A 20,674-nucleotide genomic window follows, 5' to 3' on the forward strand; every position below is an offset into this window, starting at 1 on the left:
GACCATGACCACCACATCCGTATTCACCGGCCTGAAGGTCCTCGACGCGTCGACCTTCATCGCAGGACCGGCCGCGGCCACTGTGCTCTCCGACTTCGGAGCGGACGTCATCAAGATCGAGCCACCGGGACACGGCGACCCGCAGCGGCGGCTCAGCTCCGTGCCGCCGAGCCCCCGGGCCGAGGCCAACTACGGCTGGCACCTCGCCAACCGCAACAAGCGCGGCATGGTGCTCGACCTGAAGTCCCCGGCCACCACCGAGGTCCTCGAACGCCTCGTCCAGTGGGCCGACGTGGTGATCACCAACTTCCCGCACGGGACGCGCGAGAAGCTGCACCTGGGCTACGACGAGGTCTCCGGCTGGAACCCGCGGGTCATCTACGCCGACCTCACCGGCTTCGGGGACGCCGGCCCCGACGCCAGGCAACCGGGCTTCGACCTGACCGCCTTCTGGTCACGCAGCGGGCTGCTGGCCTCCACCCGGGACGCGGGAGCCCCACCGACCGTGCCGGTCTGGGGCAGCGGCGACTACACGTCGGCGACCGCCCTCTACGCGGCGATCGCCACCGCCCTCTACCACCGCGAGCGGACCGGACAAGGCACCAGTGTCGGGACGTCGCTGCTCGCCACGGGCGTCTGGGCCACGGGCACCCTCGTGGCCGGCGCGCTCGCCGACGGTACACCGTTCGAACCGCACGACCGCGGCACGCCGGTGAACGCGCTGACCAACCCCTACCGGACCGCCGACGGTCGATGGATCATGCTGGCGAACTCGCCCCTGCACTGGGCGGAACTGGCGCGCGCCATCGAGCGCCCCGAGCTGATCGATGATCCCCGTTTCACCGACATCGAGTCCTTCGCCAAGAACGCCGCCGCGCTGACCGAGCTGCTCGACGCCGAGTTCGGCTCGCGGCCCTTCGCCCACTGGAGGGAGGCCCTGGCCCGGGCACGCATCACCTACAGCCTCATCCAGACACCGGAAGAGGCCGCACAGGACCCGCAACTTCGCGCGAACGACATCGTCATTCCTCTGGAAGGGGTCAGCGGGCTGGAGTACACCGTCAACAGCCCGGTCATCCTCCGAGGGGTGCCGAAGGTCCCGGCCAAGCGGGGACCGGACCCGGGCGAGCACAACGACCAGATCCTCGCCGAGCTGGGATTCGGCCCCGCCCAGATCGCCCAGCTGCGCGCCCAGGGAGCGATCCCTGGCGCAAGGAGCGAGAAGGCCGCATGACGAGACGGCGTCGGAAGCGGCCCGAGGGCCTGACCGCCACGCGGTTCGGCCCAGGGCCGCTGCCTCGCCGTCACCGACATCGAAGCGCCCGCGCGCAGACCGTCGACCGCGGTATCGGGGTCAGCGGGGCCTTCTACGGCGGCAAAGGTCAGCGGGTCAGACTTCGGTATCGCGGGAATCGGGCGTCGGTATCTCGAACCACACCGTCTTGCCCCGGCCACTGGGCGAGTTGCCCCACGCGGAAGCCAGCGCGGAGACGATGACCAGTCCGCGCCCGCCCTCGGCCTGGTCCTCCTCGCGGGGGACCGTCACGGCCTGCGCGAGATGGGGATCGCTGTCGCGGACCTCCACCCGGATGCGTTCGGGATACCTGCGGACGTAGACGTACACGTCGCTGTCGCCGTGGACCAAGCCGTTGGTGACGACCTCCGACACCAGCAGTTCCTCGTCGTCGGCCATGGTGGACAGCTCCCACCCCTCCAGCCACTCGCGCACCAGTCTGCGGGTGCGCTGTGCTCCGTGCAGGTCGCGCCGGTGGATGTGCAGCTGGCGGACATTGCGCTGAGCGTCGGCCGAGGGCCCTTCGTATCCGACCAGGAGCAGGGCGGCGTCGTCGGCGTGCCGCGGGAGCGACTTGCTGAAACCCCGGATGAGCCGGTCGCCGACGGACTCCAGATTGCCGGGCTCGTCGAAGGCCGCACGCACCGCTGCCGGATCCACATCGCCTCCCACACCGCCAAGGCCGTCGGTATAGAAGGCGAGCAGGGTTCCCGGTTGCAGGAACAAGTCCGTCACCGTGTAGGTCGCCTGGAGGTCGATCCCGAGCGGTATGCCCGCCTCGGCGAGGACGGGTGGCATGCGGCCGTCAGCGGTGCGCAGCAGCGGCGGCGGATGCCCGGCCGTGGCGAGCTGGGCGCGGCCGGTGTCCGGATCGAGCCAGGCACAGCAGCACGTGGCGAACAGGCCGGTGTCCAGGCCGATGAGGAGCTGATTGGCCCGGCTGAGCACGACCGCGGGATCGTGTCCCTCGGCCGCGTAGGCCCGCACCGCGCTGCGCAGCTCGCCCATCACCACGGCAGCCGCCGTGTTGTGGCCCTGTACGTCCCCGATCACCATCACGAGGCGGTTCTCGGGAAGGGTGATGAGGTCGTACCAATCTCCGCCGAGGTCCATCCCGCTGGTCGCCGAGGCATATCTGCTGGTGCTCACCACCCCGGCCGGCTGGGGCAGCACCGGGGGCAGCAGTGCGTGCTGCAAGTCGTCGGCCAGTGCGTGCCGGACTTCGTCCATCCGGGTGCGTTCGACGGCTTGGCCGACAGCCGTGGCCAGCGCCGTCAGCGGCCCCTGCCCAGCGATGATGTCCTGGCGCTCGCTGCCGAACGCCATCGACAACGCGCCGACCGCCCTGTGCCCGGCAAGCAGCGGCAGGACCACCCAGAAGCAGTCCTGGCCGGACAGCGGCTCGGACAGGCGGCCGGCTGTCCGCAAATCGGCGGGGCCGTACACCAGTTGTTGCTGAAGGCGCATCGCCTCCCCCTCGGGCCCGCACTGCCCGAGCGGTGAGCCGTTGATGGCGCGGATGAATGCGCCGGCACAGCCCTGTGCACCGGCCACGGTGAGCCGGTCGGTATCGAGCAGGCAGAACAGGGCCGCCCGTGCCCACAGCCCGTCCACGACGCGCTGCACGGTCCTCTCCACCACCTCTTGCGGGTGCACCGCACTCGCCAGGAGCATGGCGAGTCTGTGCAGGTGGTAGATCAGCGCGATGGAGGCCGAGGCCCTGCCCTCGCCTCCCGCCACGGGGTCTTCGGCGGCCACGACGTACGGGACGCCGGGCGGGACCAGCGACAACCCGTGATCGGCCAGCCGGTCCAGGTCCCGCGCCAGCGACGCGGCCGCGGCCGCCAGGCGCTGCCGTTCCGGCTCGGTGGCCTCGACGCCGGCTCGCTGCCAGAACGCCGTGAGCGTCCCGAAGCGGCGGCTGGGCGAGAACAGCGGAGCGGCAGCGGCCTCCAGTGGGAAGGAGGCGAAGACGGTCTGGTTGGGGTTGCCGGCCAGGATCTCCACATTGCTGCCGACCTCTACCCTGCCCGACCGCCATGCCCGCGACGACGCGTAGCTGAGGTCGTCCAGGGCTATCCGTTCGAGCGCCCCCACGCCCATGGCAGTCAGCGCCGCCGCCGCGGCATGAAGCTCAGGAACGCCCGGAACCTTCAAAAAGACGGTCACGGCCGACGCCCTCAGATCGCGCACCACGTCCCCTGCCGCCGAGGCCAGCAGCTGCTCCCTGTCGGACACGAGTGTGGCAGGACGCTTCGAACTCGGCGGATTGGCCTTGTGTGGCTGCATGTGCGTCACCGCCCAACGGGCGTTGGTTCCGGTGCTGGCCCCATTCTACGCCCGCTACCAGCCCCTTCCGAGTACCGCTGATCGCCGAAACCTCCTGGTGATCACCGGTTGTATCCGTCCCGGGCCGGGGTCGTCGGAACAGGCATCGAGCGCGAGGGGAAGGTCCCCGGCGAAGGGCACTTCCGGCGAGCTGGAGATGGCTTTGCTGAAGGCGACGGGCATGAACGCTTCGAGTCCGGCTCCGGGCACCGGCGCGCAAGCCAGCGCTGAACCGTCGGTTCGGCACAGTCCGTGCCATCGGGGCCGTCATCGGCGCCGACGACCTCGCAGTGCTACGTCTGCCTTGACGCTCTCGTCCGCCCAGCGGGAGACGACCTGCCTGGAAGCTTCCGCAACCCGCCGCAGTGACGCGACGGCCCCTTGGCGGTCGGGCGTAGATGTCGCACTGCACCCGGACCCATAAGGCCCTCACCTGCTCAGGCACCCAGCACACCTGTTACCAACGTTCCACGCGTGGCTCCGATTGCGGGCGCGGCGGCAATGTCCAGCAGAACCTCGGCGGCAGCGTGACCTGTTCTCATGCTCCGATGCGGGCACGGTGCGGTGTCGCGATCCGGCGACGCATGTGAGACGGGGGTTACCGGCCCCTGTGAATGGCTGGGAAACCATCGGGCTTGGCCAGGTTCACAGGCGGTCCTGGACGCGGCGGCCGCGCCGCCGACGCTCCGCCGGGACCTCTTCCTAACCGTTGTCTCCTTCTCGGTCGTCTTCGAACACGAAGAGCGGCTTGCTGTCGCGCGCGGGCGCCTCGGCGAGCGCGACGGCCTCGGGGAAGTGTTCGAGCGGGAACGGCCGGCCCTGGGGGATGCTCAGGACCCCATCGGCGACGAGACCGCGCACCTGGGACAGCGCGCGCAGCGCCTCCTCGGGCGAGGCGGTGCCGAACCAGCGGTTCAGCCAGAAGCCGCGGACCGTTTTGGTCTCGTAGATGACCGAGCGGGCCTGCAGCGGGATCGTCAGCGCCGCCGGGTCGGTCTGCCGATGGGTGGAGAGCGCGCCGTAGACCACGAGCTCCCCTCCCGGAGCCAGTGCCTGGGACACCTGGGCACCCACCTGGCCCGCGACACAGTCGATGGCCTTTCGGACGCCGGCCGATCCTGCGATCTCGGCCACGCGCTGCAACAGGTTTTCGTCCTCGGTGCAGATGACCTCGTCACCACCGAGCGCTTTGATCTCCTCGACGGCATCTCGTCGCCGCACGACGTTGATCGTGCGAATACCGAGATGCCTGGCCAGCTGAATGACGAGCCGGCCGACGGTGGAGCCCGCGGCCGTCTGCAACAGCCATTCACCCGGCTGTACGTCGAGTTCGTGAGTCACAAGGAGCAGCGCGGTCAATGGGTTCACGGCGAGCTGACAGGCGTCGGAGTCGCTCAGATGGTCGGGAACCGTCAGGAGTCTCCGTGTATCGATGGCAAGGTATTCCTGCCACGTGCCGGCCATGGGAGGCCCGGGTACCGCCGGGAGCGCAGCGGCCACCACGCGCTCGCCGATCTTCCGCCCCTCGGTATCCGGGCCGAGGGCCGCAACACGGCCCACGCATTCCATGTGACCCCCGACCGTGGGAAACTCGGGAGCGAAACCGTAGCGACCACGCAGCACATGCAGATCACTGGCGTGAATCGGAGTCGCGTGCACACGGATCAAGGCTTGACCGGTTTCCGGAGTGGGAACAGGCCGGGATTCCAGCCGCAAGACATCGCTCGGCTCGCCAGCCTCTCCGGCTACGAGCGCGCGCATGGATTGAGGCGTGAGTGACCTTTCGAATATAAGCGCCCGCCGAACTGGGCGGCCGTTCTTGGCAACAACAACGCTGGTGCCGACGGACGGGTACGGAGTGACGCGAATGCCAGCTGCGCCGCTCCGCTCGGGAGGCCGCCCAGGTGTGCACCCGGAGCCCCTTGATCGAGTCACGCCCCTTGAAGGTGCCCACGTGCAGCCAGCCTCGCTGACCAGCCCTTCGTTTACGGTGAAGAGCGGACAGTGTTTCTCCGAATTCGCGATATGCGCGCCAGCGGGAATCCTGGATTAGCTGATTCCCGCTGCATGCTTCCTGTACACCGCAGCAGAGATGAGTGCGGATCCGTTCAGTCGCGGTCGACATCCGACGGGTCGGCGACATATTTTGCGTACTCGGTCCCAGCGAAATGCTCCCCCAATTTCCGTGAGAAGTAGTTGAGCATCTGCAGTGGACGGTGGTTCATCACAAGATGCTGTGTCTTCCCCTCCTCATTGAAGTAGACAACGGCGATGTTTGCGATCGGCTTACCGTCTACCGTCGCAGCGTAGTCCTCGACGAAGCCGTTCTCTCCGTACTTACCGATGTAGATGAAGTCCTGAAAATCGTACAGAGTGCGGGCATAGGAGAGAATCGCGAGCACGTCCTTGGCCCCGTGGATGGTCCCCTTGAAGACCCCGGCCTCCAGTGTCACATCGTCGGCAAGATTGTCCAGCCAAGGGGGATAGTAGTCCTTGCGCTGTCGAGCAGGGTCACCGCTGCCCAGATATGTCGGTGGCGTCTTGTAGGTCATCTTCCAGCCTCCTGTATCGGTCGCTTCCAACACAATCGCCGGACGCAACAGGCAATGTCCAATGAAAGTCAGAGACTCCCGCCATCTCGCTGAGAGATACCGCAGCGGCTCGCTGAGGGATACTCGGAGGGTGGAACTGCGCCAGCTCGAACACTTCGTCGCCGTCGCGGAGGAAGGGAACTTCACCCGCGCCGCCGCACGGCTGCACGTCGTCCAGTCCGCGGTCTCCACCACAATCAAGAACCTCGAGCGAGAACTCGGCACGCCACTGTTGGAACGCACCCCCAAACGCGTATTGCTCACCAATGCCGGTGCTGCCCTGCTCCCGCGTGCCCATGCAGCTCTCGACGCCGCCCGGGAGGCTGCGGACGCGGTGGCCGAGGTCTCAAGCGGACTACGCGGCACCCTGCGGCTGGGCGCGATAGCCACGGTCGGGCTCATCGACCTTCCCATGCTCCTCGGCGAGTTCCACCGGCGGCATCCCGGTGTGTTCCTGCAGACCAGCGCGGCTCCCACTGGCTCCCAGGGCCTGCTCGAAGCGCTCCTCGAACGGCGGCTCGACCTCGCCTTCGTCTCTGGGCCCGGACCGCGTCCGACAGGCATCACGGTGACCGCACTTGCCACCTCAGTGCTCGACCTGGTCGTGCCGGCCGACCATCCGCTCGTGAAACGCCGCACCGTGTCGATTACCGATCTGGCCGGCCTGGACTTCGTCGACTTTCCCGTGGGCTACAGCAACCGGACCGTCGCCGACCGGGCCTTCGCCGCCGCCTCCGTCCCCCATCGCGTCGCCATCGAGATCACCGACCCCACCACCGGCGTGGCCTACGTGCGAAACGGCCTGGGCGTGGCACTGCTGCCACGCCCCGTCCTCGGCAAGGGCCAGGATGTCGCCACGTTGACCGTCGACGACGCCGACCTTGAATGGTCGTTTTGCCTGGCCGTTCCATCAGAGCGCGCGCCCGGCGCTGCGGCACGTGCCATGATTGCGATGGCGCACGAGTTCTTCCCGCGAGGGTAAACATCGCCCCGGCGGGCGCTGCCACGTTGTTGCCGGGGTGGGTGTCTGACTGCCGCAGTTGGTGAGAGCCCCCGCACGGCCGTCCCCAGCGCCTGGCCGCCCTGCCCGATGGCCTGCCCAACGGCCTGGCCGCCTCCGGTGGCCCGGCGAAGGTTTGGTTGAGCGGCCCGGCGCTCGCAACCGCCCCCGACGCCTCCCTGCCACTGGGCGTCAACAGCGCCCGCTCCCACAAGGGCGCCCTCTGGGTGAGCAGCTACAGCAAGGGCAAGCTGCTCAGGATGCCGGTCACCGCAAACGGAACCGCCGGCCGCATCCGCACCGTCGCCGACAACATCCCCAACCTCGACACAGCGTCGCCATCGCCTCCAACGAGTCCTTCGGCAAAGCGCACACGTTCCGGCGAACCCGTGCGAGGTGCTGCCTGAACAGCACGGGTTCAAAACGAATAGGCTGGCCGCCGGGCCGGACATAGTCTGCGAGCTGTGACGGTGAGATACGTGTTGGACGGCAGCCGGGTCGAGACGCTGGAAGACTTCTGGCGGGTCGCAGGCGAAAGCATCGGCTGCGGCGGATACTTCGGCCGGAACCTTGACGCCTTCGCTGACTGCCTCCGCGGCGGCTTCGGGACACCGGAGGACGGCGACTTCATGATCGAGTGGCGCGATCACGCGGCCTCCCGCCAGCATCTCGGATACCCCGAGACCGCTCGTCAGCTGGAGATGCGGCTCGCTCGGTGTCATCCGACGAACAGAGCCCGCGTGAGCGCCGAGCTGGCAGAAGCCCGTGCTGGACGTGGCCCGACCGCCTTCGACTGGCTGGTCGAAATTATTGAAGAGGAACTTCCCGGGGGTCTGCGCCTTCGTTAGTCAGGCGGACCGGTCATGGAGCTGGCAGTCGGCCCGCGTCGACGTGGTCGGCGAGATAGATCACGGCAGCCTGCGGGTCGATACCGAAGGCGGCGGCGACGAGCTTGGGGTCCAGCGTGTTCACCAGGTCGACCAGACGGGTGCTGCGGATCATCCGGGGCGGGAAGCCACAGGCGTCAAGAATGTGAGACAGATAGGCAGTTGAGGCCGGGCTGCGCCCGGCCTTTGTTCCTTTGGTGACCATGACATACGGGTTCTCGGTCCGCCAGGCATCGCGGTGCTGCAGACATCGCTGCAGCACCGTCCAGGAGGCGGGGTCCAGAGGAACGGAGTGGGGTCGTTTGCCGAGCCGGACACTCTGGGAGAGATGATCTACTTCGGTGACCTGGAGCAACCGGACCTCCGAGCTGGAGGCGCCGTGCAGCAGGGCGAGCATGCCCACCAGCGCCTCGTGGGGGTGGACGTGTGCTTCGGTCGTCCAGCGTCGGAACAGCTCGCGCTGCTGGTCGAGGGTGAGGGTCTGGCCTCGGAAGCCATTTGCCTCCTTCGCGACCAGGCCGCGGGTCGGGTCGATCAGTACCAGCTTCTGGGCCCGCGCGAAGCGGAAGAACTGCCGCAGCACGGTCAGTCGCCGCTTGCGCCCCTTGGGGAGGATGGCCAGGAAGGCTTCGATGTCGTGCACATCGACGAGGGACCATTCGCTCTTGTGCCGCTCGTTGATCAGGAAGATGGCCAGGTCCCGCAGGGTGGCCAGGGCGGTTTCCAAGGTGTGGTTGCTGCGGGGGGCGGGTGCCGGCTCGGCGAGCACGGTCCTGAGCTCGCATTCGGGAGATGTCGAATGCCGCGACGGCCGGTCGCAGGAGCTCGGGCACGGCCTCGACCCGGCGACGACGTCGGCCGGCGGCGAGTCGTTCGGCCTGGTCGGTGGGAAGGGCCAGGTTGTGGAGGGTGAAAAAGTCCTCGAGTGCACGGGCGAAAGAGCCCATCGACCGTCCGGTTCTGCGGGACCGTTCAAGAAGTGCCCGGGGCGAGTTGGAGTGCTCGTCTTCCAGGAGCCGTCCCAGGTCGGTGACGAAGCCGCAGGCTCTGGCGACGCAGTGGCGGGCCGCGACCTGGGTGACGAAATCGGCGAGCCATTCGGGCGGGTCGTGGAGTCGTTCCCGAAGGTGTTCGCCGCGAATGAAGGGACGGCCGGGGTGCTTTTGCCAGCAGGCTGAGCACAGCCCCAGCCCGGAATGGCGCCGGAGTTGCCCGCATTCGCTGCAGATCCTCGGCGGCTTCTTCTCCGGCCGGGGCCGTGAACAGTGACCGCACCAGCCGGTCTTCTCGCGGAGATAGCCTGGCTTTCCGCAGCGCGGGCACGCCCGCTGGCCAGCCAGCAGGCCGGCCTTGCGGCGGCATTCCCGGCACAGCTGGTTCTTCGGTGACCGGACCGGGTGACCGCATTCCTTGCAGACGCGCGAGCAGGTGATGCACCGGCCGGTGTCGTTCTGCAGCACGCGGTCGAGACCGCAGGAGGGGCAAGGGGCCTTGGTGGCTTCCTCTTTCATACGACGCCAGCACCGCCAGCAGTGCTGGCGGTCGAGATAGCCGACCGGTTCGCCGCAGGTGACACAGTCGCGTTGCTTCTTGCCCATCCCGGCCTGCCGTCACAGAGGCGGCATCGACCGGCCCCGGGCCGAGGCGGCCTGCGGCAGGTCGGCGACCGGGCGAGGGGGCGCGATCGGCCGCTCGATGGGGGTGGTGTCGACCTCGATCAGGTCGTTGGGGGTGCACTCCAGCGCGGTGCACAACGCGGCCAGTGTGGTCATCTTCACCTGCGAGGGCTCCTTGGTGAACAGGGCGGACACCGACGCCGAGGACAGCTCCAGGCCCGCCTTCTCGGCCAGCAGCCGCCGCAGTTCGGTGCCGGTCCACACTTCGCGCTGGGCGGCGGCCATCCGCAGCCGCCATTGAATCTTCACGCTGTGGTGTCCTTCCCGCTCAGCTCGGCCAGAGTGCTGGCGACCGCACGCTGATAGGCATCCTCGATGAATGTCGCTGACGGCCGGACATAACGCATGGTCGAGCTGACCGTCCAGTGACCGAGCATCTGCTGGATCGCCACCAGGTCGACACCCCGTTCGTAGTTGTGGGTCGCGCACGCTCTTCTCAACGCATGCGGGCTGAACCTCTCGGCCGCCGGCCGGCCTTCGAGTTCCATCAGATAGCGCAGGCGGTTGCGGATGGTCCCGCGATGGAGGCTGCCACCGGACTCGTCGGCGAACAGCACCGGCGAGTCGGGGAACTTGGGCCGCACGTCCTCCAGGAACCATCGCAGCACCAGATCGAGGCCATCCAGCATAGGCACCCACCGCGGCCGTGGTCCGGACGTATGGGCGCCCTTACCGAACCGGACATGGAGTTTGCCGAACGGGCCGCGGGAGAAGTGCAGGTCCGGCTTCTCCAGCAGTGATGCCTCCTCCGAGCGGAGCCCGGCGTGATATAGCGTCCGGAACATCGCATAGTCCCGCGCGGCGGGTCCGTACTTCCTCGCGGTCGCGATCCGCCGCTTCATGAAGTCGAAGAACTCGCCCACCCGCTCCGGCGTCGGCGGCGGCAACAGGGCCGGGGAATCGTCGCCGACGTGACGGGAGGCATTGAACTCGTCGATCGGGCAGACCCTGCGGTCGCCGAACGCGCCCTCGATCTCGGCCGCCTTGCGGGCCTGCAGGAACCGGTGGAAGCCCTTGAAGATCTGCACATACTCGCGCCGGGTGGATGTCTTGCGGCCTTGGACCGCCAGGTCCCCGACCACGCGGTCGATGTCCTCGGGCGTCACCTCCCACGCGGGCCGACCCAAGGCTTTGAGGGTCCGCTCCAGCAAGCCGATGTCGTTGTCGATGGTCACCGGACTGAACCCACGGGCCCTCCACGAGGCAACGAACGCATCGACGCACGCGGTCTGGAACTGCCACGGATCCGTCGTCAGCGGCTCCTGCGGGATGGCCCCGCCCGCGATGACCTGCAGTCTCGCCTCGGCCACCGGCACACCTTCCTCGCACCTGAACAGTTAAGGCAGCACCTGGAAAACCGGCGTGCCGCCACGAGAATCAACGAGGGCAGCGGGAAGGGGATACGGCCAGGCGGCAGCAGAAACTCTTCACGGGGAACAAGTGCCAGCCCCAGATGACTGGTATCCCCTCTTCCCCAACCCCGTCGTAGCCGAGTCCCTCCTGGACCGGCTCATCAACACCAGCCACCAGGTGATCATGAATGGGCCTAGCTACCGCCCGAACAAGCGGCCTAGGAACCCCACCGACAAGACCAAATAGGAAAAACCGGTGGACGTCGTCGGGATACGTGGCAGTAGAGGCGGTCGCTGGCGGTCCTTTCCCACCAGGGGGCGCTGGCCGGGCGGTTGCGCAGTCTCAGCCCAAGGTCGCGGTCGGCCGCGTTGCGCGCGACTGCGCCAGCAACGAGGTACCCCGGCCCTCCCATCAGGTTCCGGGCCTTGCGCCTCGGCCCTTCGGGCCCGTGTGAGCCAACTCGACACACCCTCGACGTGCTGCCCCCGCACCTTCGCCGAGCCAGGCAGCGCTGACACGCTGCTGGGACCCGCTGTGCTGACCAAGATCCGCCTTCGCCCAGGACGCCGCCGCGTTCGCGCCGCGGGTCCGCTTCGGCGACAGTGACGGACGCAGCGACGGCGCGGACACGCGGCGCGTTCGTCTCGCCCCGGGCGTGCCGTCATACCGGCGCGGCCAGCAAGGCCACACTCACCTCCCACCGTCTGTCCCCGAGCCCGGAAGCTGATCTGCGGGTGCATGACTGAGCTGATCCAAAAGGGTACGCAGCTCACCGCGGCGGATGTCGGGGTGGGCGGGTGCGGGGCCGGCCGGTTGCTGCGCGGGTACCGCAGACAGCCGCGGAGGCCGGACCTCCAGCGCGGTCTCGGCGAGCGGCAGGTGGGCGGGCCAGGGCATGGACGGCAGCCGGTAGACGGCGTCCTGGCACCAGGCTGCTGCCCCGGCGTTGGCCTTGGCGGCGATTTTCCGGGTGAGGCCCTGCTCCGGGCGGTAGTGCGCGCGAGGTGTGGAGATCAGCAGGCATGTCGGGGACAACGGAGCGAAGACCTCGATCGTCTCGGGCAGCAGCGGGGGAGTGAGGCTGACGGTGCCGTCCTTGCGACGCAGGGCCACTCCGCTGTCGGCCAGGACCAGCCGAGGCTCCGCCGAGCGCAGCAGTACCAGGCGCCGGCCCGGGGCAGCGAGAAGGCCGCGGGTGCGCTCGAAGGCGCGGATCATGGCGCGCAGCACCGAGCGCGGGTCAGCGATCAACGACGGGTCGGGCGCCGTCCGTACAGCCGTCCAGAACACCTCAAGCCGCTCCGCCTGCGACAGCGGCCGCCCCAGCCGCTCCTCGCAGTACCCCACTGCCTCCAGCGCCCACAGGGCCGGGAACAGATGCCGGCCCACCTGTTCATCGAAGGACCTGAACGCCTGGGTGCGCACCACCTGCCAGGCCAGCGCGTCCAGCGCGACCGCGTATCGCGCCTCGTCCAGCGGCCACTGTCCCTCACGCAAGGCGCGCAGAACCGGCGCACACGGGCCGTCGACGTGCCGGTCCAGATAGGTCTCCAAAGCCACGCGCCGTTCGCCCTCGGCGAGGGGATCGGTGTTGAAGTGCCGGGCCACGGCCGCGCGCCGCACCGGGGTGCGATGCTCCCCGCCGCCGCGCCGCCGTCCGAGGACGTGCCCGTCCTCGGCGAAGGCCCGCAGCCAGTACTGCGGCACCAAGTGGTGCTCCTTCGCCGTGTTCGCCCCCACAACCAGCCCCCCCCCACGTCGTCGAGCGCGTTCCACCGGTGTGGCACACGCGCCGCCTCCTCCTCAGCGCCCGACCGTGCCTGGCGCCGATGTCCTTTGCGATCAGCGGTCGGTCGCGGCGGCGATGGCGCTGCGGATGGCCATGTCCACCGAGCGCTCTCTGGCCAACTTGTAGTAGTAGCGCGCACTTCCAGGGTGCTCCCGCAGCGCACCGGCGAGGATCTGAGCGGCCTGGCCACGCAAGGCGCGCAGCCAATCCTGGGTTACGTCCTGCTGGTCGTACTCGTTGGATGCCGCGTCCCACGTGCACATGCCGCGGGCCGCCTCCTCCATCAGATCCCAGTTCTCTTCACGGGCGGCGTGGTCAGCGACCCCGCGCAGCCATGCGATGGCTCTCTTGGCTTCGTTGTAGTGCGGCCAGCCGGTGCCGTCTCCGTCGACGTGCCCGGTCATCGCCGCGACCAGGGTGAGAGCTTGTTCGGTGTTGGCGAGCAGCAGCGGTGCGGCGAGGTCCATGTCCAGGCGCGGCAGGGCATCCAGGTACAACTCGTAGTCGCCGCCGTGGTCGGCGGCGAGCGCGAGCAGCCGACGGGCTGCCTCGGTGTCCCCGTCCTCGGCTTTCTGCACAAGCTCCTGCGCCCGCGCGATGGGCAGCTCCAGGCGCGCGGCCATCTCGCGCTCGACCAGGTCGAGGAATTCCTCGATGGTCTGCGGCCGGTTCGACGGCTCCCGGAAAGAGCATTGCTTTACGACCGCACGCCAGGGGCTGCCAGGCGGCGGAAGCAGCGGCACGTTGGCCTCGGGCTCGGTGCCCGTCAGCAGCCAGCCGATGACCTTACCCAGACTGTAGATGTCACTTGAGGGAGTGGCGTTGTGAGGATCGACGGACAGCTCGGGAGCGCGGAATTCGGCCGTGCCGATCTCCCGGCCGGTGCGCCCAGGGGTGGTCGTCTGACCGTGAGGGCGGCGCACGATGCCCCAGTCGCCGAGAACCCACCGGCCGTCGAGGTGCAGGATGTTGGCCGGCTTGATGTCCCGGTGCAGGTACCCGAGACGGTGGGCGTCGGCCAGCGCGGCCGCGACCGCGTCCACCAGGGCCCGCAGTTCGTCGCCGTCGTGCTGCAGTTCCGGCTGAAGCTGCTCGGCGGTGGCCTGGGCCAGCGGCATGACGAACCACTCGCCCCGCGGGCTGAAGTCGAGGACCGGCATGACGTGGCGGTTCCCGCCGAGCCGCTGGGCGACCTCGACCTCGTGCCGCATTCGCGCGGTGAGCTTCTCGCGCAGCGACTTCGGCTTCTTGAAGGCGACGACGGTCTTCGTTGGCTTGTGGAGGGCCTCGTGGACGATCCCCATGCCGCCTTCGGCGCCGCCCGGAAGCGGGAACTTCTCCAGGGCGTAGTCGTCGCGCTCGCCGCGGGCTCGCCGGCGGACCTCGGCGTAGGGATCGGCGGCGTGCACCGGCGCCTGCTCCTCAACCACGGGCGATCCGGCAGGGAAGTGGCCGGTGATCTTCATCAGGACGGGGTGGATGGCGCCGATGTCGTTCGTCGGCAGTGCGCCCAGCAGGTAGGCGGGCCCGCCCTCGGGGCTCTGGGCCAGGCCCAGCACCTCGCCGAGCTGTATCTCGGCGGCCGCATCGCTCTTGCGGGCCGCAGCGTCGAGGGTGTGCAGTTCCACGCCGATGCCGGAACCGGCCCGCCCGGCCACCAGGACGGCATCGCCGCCACCGCGCGCCACGTGCCCTGGGTAGGACACCGGAGTCACCGTCCAGTCCTCGCGCCCGCCGGCGCTCGTGCCGACGGCGAGGTCGACGACGGCGCTGTGCCCGCCGGCAGCAAGGAGGAAGCGCCGCTCGTCCAGCCAGGCGGCCGACCGCACCGCCGCGTCGAAGGCGATGGCGAACCGCTGCTGATCGCCTGCCCGGTCGCCGAGCCGGGTCAGTGCGAGGGTAGAGCCGGTGCTGGCGCCGAACGTTGCCCCCGATCCGGACAACACCCACACACTTCCATCGGGACCCGTCAGCAGGCTGGCATTCGTCTCGAACCCGCCGCCCACCGCCCGCAGCACGCCGCCATGCCACATCACCACCGCCGGCCCGCACAGCACAAACACGGCTCCGTCCGGCAACACGACAGCGGCGCCGTGCACGCCCGGCAGCGACAGCCGCCACCGCAGCCCGCCCCGCCGCAGATTCACCTCCGCAAGCCCCGACTCGGTGGTGACCAGCGCCCGCTCCGGCGACTCCAAGGCAAGCCCGCTCGGACGCGACGTCCAGTCCTGCCCGGCCAGAACAAGAGAGGCAGTGATACCCGGCTCAGTCCGGACCGGCACGGTGACCGGGCCGGACAAACGGGACGGCAGGGACAACGGCGGAGCCGCCTCCACCGGTTCCTGCAGCAGGAGTTCGTGCAGCGGCGTGTACGGCGGCCTCGGCGTGCGGAAAGCGGCACGAATCAGCCAGGCGAGCGAGGCAAGCCCACACACGGCTGCCTCCAAGTGGTCCTGGTCAAGGAGCACGCCCTGCCCGCCCACGACCGCCCGCAGATCATCGTCGACCGCACGGCCGGGAGTCCGTGCGCACACCAGAACCCAGCGCACCCCCGGCCCCAGACTCCGCTGCTCCCGTGCCCGCACGGCTGCCCGGGCGGCCTTGGCCACATCAAGTCCGGAGACCGACACCACGGTGACCGCGTAGTCGCGTCCGGCGAGTTCGAAGAACACGGCCGGCTCACCCGGCGCGCGAAAATCCACCGTCGCTTCCTCATCGGTGCGCCGGATCAGGGCCGCAACCACCTCGCCCAGGAGCCGGTGCCTGTCCGACTCGGACAGTTCAGTGCTGTGGCACTGACCGTACTCGGCCACCAACTCCCGTACGTCTTCCATCGACCCACCCCGTGCATCGTGCCCACCGGGCACAACGCCCGAAGACCCGATTGTCGCGCACAGACAGGACACCACACGTGCCGATCACAGAGTTCAGTCCCCACTTCACCAAGGCCCGCTCCCTGGCCCCCGGCCCTGGAACCCTCCGACCGGCGCCGGTCCGACGGCGTCACCGTTCCTCCGCTCTCGCGGCCGTCGCGGCGTGCAGCGCTTCCCCGCCGGGGCGGGTACCGCGCGGCAGAGGGGCGACCAGGCCTGCCTGGTGCCGGGCCCCGGCCGGTCACTGGCCGCAGCGCTCCTCAGATCAGCCGTTCCGCCTCGACCGCTATCGCACTGGCTCCGCCGCGCATGGGTGGCGCGTCGTTGCCGATCAGTTCCGGGCGCCGGTGTAGGCGTGGATCCGCCCGTAGTCGTAGTCAAGTAGCGCGGCCAGATGCGGGCCCGCCCACAGGGTAAACGTGAGGACGATCTCCCGTGCGTCCGCCATCTCGTGACCGGGGCGGAGGTATCCCAGGGAGGGCACTGCGAGGCGGGTGAGCCGTTCCCGTTCCATCCCGGCAGTGGCCTCCTACTGGGGGTGAGGTCGTCGGCGAGGACCGACAGGATCTCGATCGCGTTGGGCCCGGCGGTCTGCCTCCTGCCGGATACCTGCCCGCCCCAGCGGGCCGCTGACCTGCACCCGTGGGCACGCGCGGCTCTCGGCCCGCCCCTGCCGTCGACGAGATAAGGACACCGCGGTGGACGAGGACCGCCACCGGCATCCCGTCCGCTACCTGCGCGTACGCGAGGACCTGAGCCCCCAGCAGCTGCCGCCCCCAGGGGCCTAGTCCGGAGCCACGCCGATTGCTGCCGCGGGCGGCGGCACCGACCAGTCTTCGACAGCGTCCTGATGCGACAAGCACGGGCCACGTCCACGGTTCAACTCGAAGCCAGTACGCGGCCGTTCACGTCAGGTACGGCACCATACGGCGAACTACGGCGTACCTCCGACGACAGCCGGCGGGATGCCCCGCGAGGTTTTTCCCATCCGCGCGCAGCCGGTGTGACCAGATAGAAGCGCCACCTCCGCCTCGGAGGGCCGGCACGAAAGGAGCCCGACCGTGAAGAGAACACAACAGCCCGGACCGGATGCCGCTCACCGGGTCCTGCTGTGGCTGCTGGTGACCGCAGCCGCCGTGCTGGCCGCCCGGAGCCAGCAGTGGACCAGCGCCCTCACCACGGCGACCGCCGTCTACACCGTCGCCGGCCCGGACCGCGGGAGGGGTCTGTGACCCGCACCCCGCCCACCGCCGCGGAGCTCGCCCTGGCCGCCGAGGTCCGTCGCTGCGGACTGACCGCCACCCCCCACCAGTTCGAACGCTGGCGCGCCAAGCACTGGCTGGCCCCCACCGACCAGTGGACCGACCCCGAAACCAGCGTGCTGCGCCCTGACGTCGTCCACCGAGCCGCCTGGCTCGCCGCCCTCTCCTGTCCAGGCCGCGGCATCAGCTGGATCGGCTGGACGTTCTGGGCGATCGACGCCACTGAACAGAGCACCGCACTGCTGCGCCAGGCCCTGATTCTGGACCATCCAACTGCCCCTGCGTCAGGCAGGCATCACCCTGGCCCAGATCCCGCGGGGCGACAGCGACGCCGCCTTCGACGCCCGACAGGACCTCGCCGAGCGGTTGCTGCAGGGGCGGCGCGTCATCGGACGGGACCTGGACGGACTCCTGCGGGCCCATGCCGCCACCGAGGGCATCACCTTGCCCAATCCCCGCACGGTGTCCAATCCCTTCGACTCCACGCTGGTCCGTATCGGCGCCCGACTGCTGACCGGCGGCATGGCCGACGTCAGCCCCGAAGAACTCACCGACGCCTGGCGCAGCGTGTGGACCGGGCCACCTGAGCAGCTCGAACGGATGACCGCCGCTCACGTCGCCGCCGACGAAGCCGAAACCGACCTGCGGGCTCTCTCCCCACTGACGAACGGACTGCCCGGGCTGGTTCATGCCCTGGAACGCGCGGACGGCATCCTGCTGTGCGAGGCGGTCCGCGCCTGCACCAAGGCCTCCTCCACCCTCATGAAGCTGCTCCAGGAACGCGCCGGCCCTGAGGTGCTGGCCGAGCTGATGGACGACGTGATGTGGGACCAGTGGGTGCGCGCCGGAGGAGTCGCCCCCGTCGGCCGGCTGGGGGAGGCGGCGATCACCCTGAGCACCGTGCAGTACCTCCTCGTCCCCGGCTGGGCCGAAGACCTCCACCGCTACCAGCACCGAATGGAGCGCCTATTGGCCGGCGGGGTTGAGTCCGGCGAAGGCGCGGCTGACGGCGGGAGACAGGGCCAGACAGCACGGGTTGACAGGCGAGGACCGGACGCTGCTGCCAGCCACCCAGCGGCCTCCCGCCCGGACGAGGCCATGGTTCCGGCGCTCGGGCAACCGCGGGGCCCCAGCCTCTCGGAGATGCAGCACGTGCGCGCTGGAGCAGGTTCTCGCCGAGCCGGGCGGGCCCTTGGCCGTCGGGCCGGCAGGCTCAGGGGAGGAACTGGGCGAGTGCTCCGGTGACGGCGGCGGCGAGGGTGAGGACGGCGGCGAAGGTGGTGGCCGCGCGCATGAGCGCGGCAGGGTACGTGGCACCGTCGATGCGGGCGAGCGTACCCGCGGCTGCGGCGGCCAGGAGCGCGAGGACGAAGACCACGGCGGTGGCAAGCAGGACGATGGCGATGCGGTTCACGGCGATCTCCCCGTAGAGGCTGGAATGTTGACGTGGCCCAAGGTCGCCGAAACGGTGTCCGCCATGGTCCGACCGGACGATGATGGACACCGTTGAACACACAGCACTGGGGGTGCACGTGGGCGGGGATGCCGATGGGCGTGAGGCGGCGCTCACCGAACTACGCAACCGGCTGGAAGACGCTCTGGCCCACAAGCGACTGACCAAGACCCAGCTCGCCACCCGCACCCGACTCGCGCGCACGACCGTCCAGGCGGCCTTCCAGGCCGGCGGCCCCGTCCCCTCTGCCGCGACGGTCACGGCGCTAGCCGGCGAACTGGGCCTGCCGGCCGGCCAGATGCTGGAGCTGAGACGGACGGCGGCGGGCGAGACCGGTCCTGCGCGGCACGAGGGGCCGGGCAAACCGATCGGGCAGTGGGACCCCCACGATCTGGAGGTCCACCCCGCCGGAACCGCCGCCACCGCAGCCGGTGCGGGTTCCCGCGCGCAGCGGGTGCTGCCCGCCTACGTCCGTCGCGCCCACGACCAGGTACTGGCCGGGGCGGTGGCCGAGGCAGCGCAGGGCCGCAGCCGGATGCTGATTCTTGTGGGGTCGTCGTCGACCGGTAAGACACGGGCGTGCTGGGAGGCCGTCCAGCCACTGGCCGCGCGGGGATGGTGCCTTTGGCACCCGTACGATCCGACCCGGGTTGAAGCCGCGCTCGCCGACCTCGGCCGAGTGGCGCCCCGCACGGTGGTATGGCTCAACGAGGCCCAGCACTATCTCGGCCGCTCGGACGTCGGCGAGCGCATCGCGGCCGCACTGCACACACTGCTCACCGAGACCAGTCGCGGACCGGTCCTCGTCCTGGGAACCCTGTGGCCCGAGTACGCCAAGTCGTACACCACACTGCCGCAACCCGGGCAACCCGACCCGCACAGCCGGGTCCGTGAACTGCTGTCCGGACGCACCCTCACCATCCCCGACGCCTTCGACGACGAAGCCCTCCGTGCCGCCTCCACCCTCGCCCGAGACGGCGACCGGTTGCTGGCCGACGCCCTCACCCGCGCTCACGCCCACGGACGAGTCACCCAGGACCTCGCTGGCGCACCCGAACTCGTACGTCGCTACGAACAAGCCACCCCGCCCGTCAGAGTCCTGCTGCAGGCAGCCATGGACGCCCGCCGCCTCGGCGTCGGACCCCATCTCCCGCAGGCGTTCCTCATCGACGCCGCCATCGACTATCTCAGCGACGACGACTACGACCAGCTCACCGAGGACTGGGCCGAAGCAGCCTTCGCTGACCTAGCCGACCCCGCCCACGGACAGGCCCCCCTGCGCCGTACCGCCATCCGTCCCCGGCGACGACCTCCGGGCGGTGCTCCCGCATCCGCAGTGACGGCCGTCCCGGTGTCAGGACCGGTCTTCCGCCTGGCCGACTATCTCGACCAGCACGGCCGCAACACCCGCCGACAGCTCTGCCCCCCCGACTCCTTCTGGCACGCCGCTCACACCTATCTCACAGACCCACTCGATCTTTCCAACCTCGCCACCGCCGCCCACAGTCGGCTGCGCCTGCAGTGGGCGTATCACCTCTGGCGCAAGGTTGCCGACGCCGGGGAAACCGGTGCTTTGGTGCCATTGGCGCGCCTGCGGGGGGAAGTCGGGGATCGGGAGGGCGCCGAAAGCCTCTACCGGCAGGCCATCGAGGCAGGCCACGTCGGTGCGTCGACCGAGTTGGCCCGTTGGCGAGAGGAAGCCGGAGACCGGCAGGATGCTGAAGCGCTCCACCGGCAGGCCGCTGCCACTGGCGGCGATGACTTAGCCCTGGCCAGTCTGATCAATCTCGCGTGGATGCGGGAGAGGACCGGAGATCGGGAGGGCGCCGAAGCTCTGGCCTGGCAGCTCGCCGAGGCCGGCTACCTGGGGGTCCTGACCAATCTGGCGGAGATGCGGCTGGCTCGCGATGATCGGGAGGGCGCCGAAACCCTCTACCGGCAGATCATCGAAGCTGGTCACCCCAGTGTCCTGTTCCGCCTCGCAGCATTGCGGTGGCAGGCCGGGGACCAGGAGGGTGCCGAAACCCTCTACTGGCAGGCCGCCGACACTGGTGACACCGGTGCGCTGAGCCAGTTGGTGCGGATGCGGGAGGAGGCTGGGGATCGGGAGGGCGCCGAAACTCTGGCGTGCCGGGCTGCCGCCGCGGGTGACACGGGTGCGCTGACCG

Annotated in this window: 17 protein-coding genes; 7 read left to right on the plus strand and 10 right to left on the minus strand. The window is 69.5% G+C overall.

The features are described 5' to 3' along the window. Window positions 1-4: 4 nt before the first annotated feature. Entirely contained in the window at window positions 5-1,234 is a 1,230-nt protein-coding gene (locus tag C3492_RS36555; protein ID WP_103816931.1) for a CaiB/BaiF CoA-transferase family protein, read from the plus strand. Between the two features lie 156 nt (window positions 1,235-1,390). Here the strand turns inward: C3492_RS36555 and C3492_RS36560 are convergent, their stop codons facing one another. The 3 genes from C3492_RS36560 to C3492_RS36570 form a co-directional block, all read right to left on the minus strand. Further along, entirely contained in the window at window positions 1,391-3,532 is a 2,142-nt protein-coding gene (locus tag C3492_RS36560; RefSeq protein WP_146075764.1) for an ATP-binding SpoIIE family protein phosphatase, read from the minus strand. Between the two features lie 792 nt (window positions 3,533-4,324). Continuing rightward, complete coding sequence (locus C3492_RS36565) at window positions 4,325-5,383, minus strand: zinc-dependent alcohol dehydrogenase family protein (protein ID WP_103816933.1); 1,059 nt, start codon at window positions 5,381-5,383, stop codon at window positions 4,325-4,327. Between the two features lie 347 nt (window positions 5,384-5,730). Continuing rightward, on the minus strand, window positions 5,731-6,174 hold the full coding sequence (locus tag C3492_RS36570) for a hypothetical protein (protein WP_103816934.1): 444 nt from the start codon (window positions 6,172-6,174) through the stop codon (window positions 5,731-5,733). 130 nt (window positions 6,175-6,304) lie between these two features. Here C3492_RS36570 and C3492_RS36575 point away from each other — a divergent pair, with 130 nt between their 5' ends. Then, on the plus strand, window positions 6,305-7,195 hold the full coding sequence (locus C3492_RS36575; RefSeq protein ID WP_103816935.1) for a LysR family transcriptional regulator: 891 nt from the start codon (window positions 6,305-6,307) through the stop codon (window positions 7,193-7,195). A gap of 482 nt (window positions 7,196-7,677) precedes the next feature. Further along, window positions 7,678-8,061, plus strand: a complete 384-nt coding sequence (locus C3492_RS36585) for a barstar family protein (protein WP_103816936.1) — start codon at window positions 7,678-7,680, stop codon at window positions 8,059-8,061. A gap of 13 nt (window positions 8,062-8,074) precedes the next feature. Here C3492_RS36585 and C3492_RS46315 read toward each other — a convergent pair whose 3' ends face one another. Further along, the gene (locus C3492_RS46315) at window positions 8,075-8,827 is read right to left on the minus strand and encodes a hypothetical protein (RefSeq protein ID WP_258056108.1); all 753 of its coding nucleotides are present in this window, start codon (window positions 8,825-8,827) and stop codon (window positions 8,075-8,077) included. On the opposite strand from C3492_RS46315, the gene C3492_RS45210 reads away from it, so the two are divergent. Further along, a complete protein-coding gene (locus C3492_RS45210) occupies window positions 8,808-9,278 on the plus strand; it encodes a hypothetical protein (protein WP_219822117.1) in 471 nt (156 codons plus the stop codon). The two genes, C3492_RS46315 and C3492_RS45210, sit on opposite strands and share 20 nt — an antisense overlap. Window positions 9,279-9,710: 432 nt before the next feature. Here the strand turns inward: C3492_RS45210 and C3492_RS36595 are convergent, their stop codons facing one another. From C3492_RS36595 to C3492_RS36620, 5 genes are all read right to left on the minus strand, one after another. Next, window positions 9,711-10,025: a helix-turn-helix transcriptional regulator gene (locus C3492_RS36595; RefSeq protein WP_103816937.1), complete on the minus strand. Its 315-nt coding sequence runs from the start codon at window positions 10,023-10,025 to the stop codon at window positions 9,711-9,713. Next, window positions 10,022-11,086: a site-specific integrase gene (locus tag C3492_RS36600; RefSeq protein ID WP_219822118.1), complete on the minus strand. Its 1,065-nt coding sequence runs from the start codon at window positions 11,084-11,086 to the stop codon at window positions 10,022-10,024. The genes C3492_RS36595 and C3492_RS36600 overlap by 4 nt, the downstream gene beginning before the upstream one ends. Before the next feature lie 733 nt (window positions 11,087-11,819). Continuing rightward, on the minus strand, window positions 11,820-12,836 hold the full coding sequence (locus C3492_RS36610) for a DUF4238 domain-containing protein (RefSeq protein ID WP_258056109.1): 1,017 nt from the start codon (window positions 12,834-12,836) through the stop codon (window positions 11,820-11,822). Between the two features lie 135 nt (window positions 12,837-12,971). Then, window positions 12,972-15,752: a protein kinase gene (locus tag C3492_RS36615; protein ID WP_146075765.1), complete on the minus strand. Its 2,781-nt coding sequence runs from the start codon at window positions 15,750-15,752 to the stop codon at window positions 12,972-12,974. A 370-nt stretch (window positions 15,753-16,122) separates the two neighbouring features. Continuing rightward, window positions 16,123-16,305 (minus strand): hypothetical protein, encoded by a 183-nt coding sequence (locus C3492_RS36620; protein ID WP_103816940.1) that lies wholly within the window; start codon window positions 16,303-16,305, stop codon window positions 16,123-16,125. 547 nt (window positions 16,306-16,852) lie between these two features. On the opposite strand from C3492_RS36620, the gene C3492_RS44945 reads away from it, so the two are divergent. Next, complete coding sequence (locus C3492_RS44945; protein ID WP_181140731.1) at window positions 16,853-17,023, plus strand: hypothetical protein; 171 nt, start codon at window positions 16,853-16,855, stop codon at window positions 17,021-17,023. A gap of 396 nt (window positions 17,024-17,419) precedes the next feature. Then, the gene (locus C3492_RS44950) at window positions 17,420-18,298 is read left to right on the plus strand and encodes a hypothetical protein (RefSeq protein ID WP_181140732.1); all 879 of its coding nucleotides are present in this window, start codon (window positions 17,420-17,422) and stop codon (window positions 18,296-18,298) included. On the opposite strand, the gene C3492_RS36630 is transcribed toward C3492_RS44950, so the two are convergent. Then, entirely contained in the window at window positions 18,267-18,467 is a 201-nt protein-coding gene (locus C3492_RS36630) for a hypothetical protein (RefSeq protein ID WP_103816941.1), read from the minus strand. The two genes, C3492_RS44950 and C3492_RS36630, sit on opposite strands and share 32 nt — an antisense overlap. A 79-nt stretch (window positions 18,468-18,546) precedes the next feature. Between C3492_RS36630 and C3492_RS36635 the strand changes: the two genes are divergently transcribed. Then, a partial coding sequence (locus tag C3492_RS36635) for a sel1 repeat family protein (RefSeq protein ID WP_103816942.1) occupies window positions 18,547-20,674 on the plus strand: 2,128 nt, incomplete at its 3' end.

Source organism: Streptomyces sp. Ru62 (genome assembly GCF_002920615.1).
Taxonomy (GTDB): Bacteria; Actinomycetota; Actinomycetes; order Streptomycetales; family Streptomycetaceae; genus Streptomyces.

Excerpts from the sequence above, each read along its gene's own strand:
- C3492_RS36565 (WP_103816933.1), bottom strand. The coding sequence starts at position 5,383 with ATGCGCGCGCTCGTAGCCGGAGAGGCTGGCGAGCCGAGCGATGTCTTG.
- C3492_RS36555 (WP_103816931.1), top strand. The coding sequence starts at position 5 with ATGACCACCACATCCGTATTCACCGGCCTGAAGGTCCTCGACGCGTCG.
- C3492_RS36620 (WP_103816940.1), bottom strand. The coding sequence starts at position 16,305 with ATGGAACGGGAACGGCTCACCCGCCTCGCAGTGCCCTCCCTGGGATAC.
- C3492_RS36570 (WP_103816934.1), bottom strand. The coding sequence starts at position 6,174 with ATGACCTACAAGACGCCACCGACATATCTGGGCAGCGGTGACCCTGCT.
- C3492_RS36615 (WP_146075765.1), bottom strand. The coding sequence starts at position 15,752 with ATGGAAGACGTACGGGAGTTGGTGGCCGAGTACGGTCAGTGCCACAGC.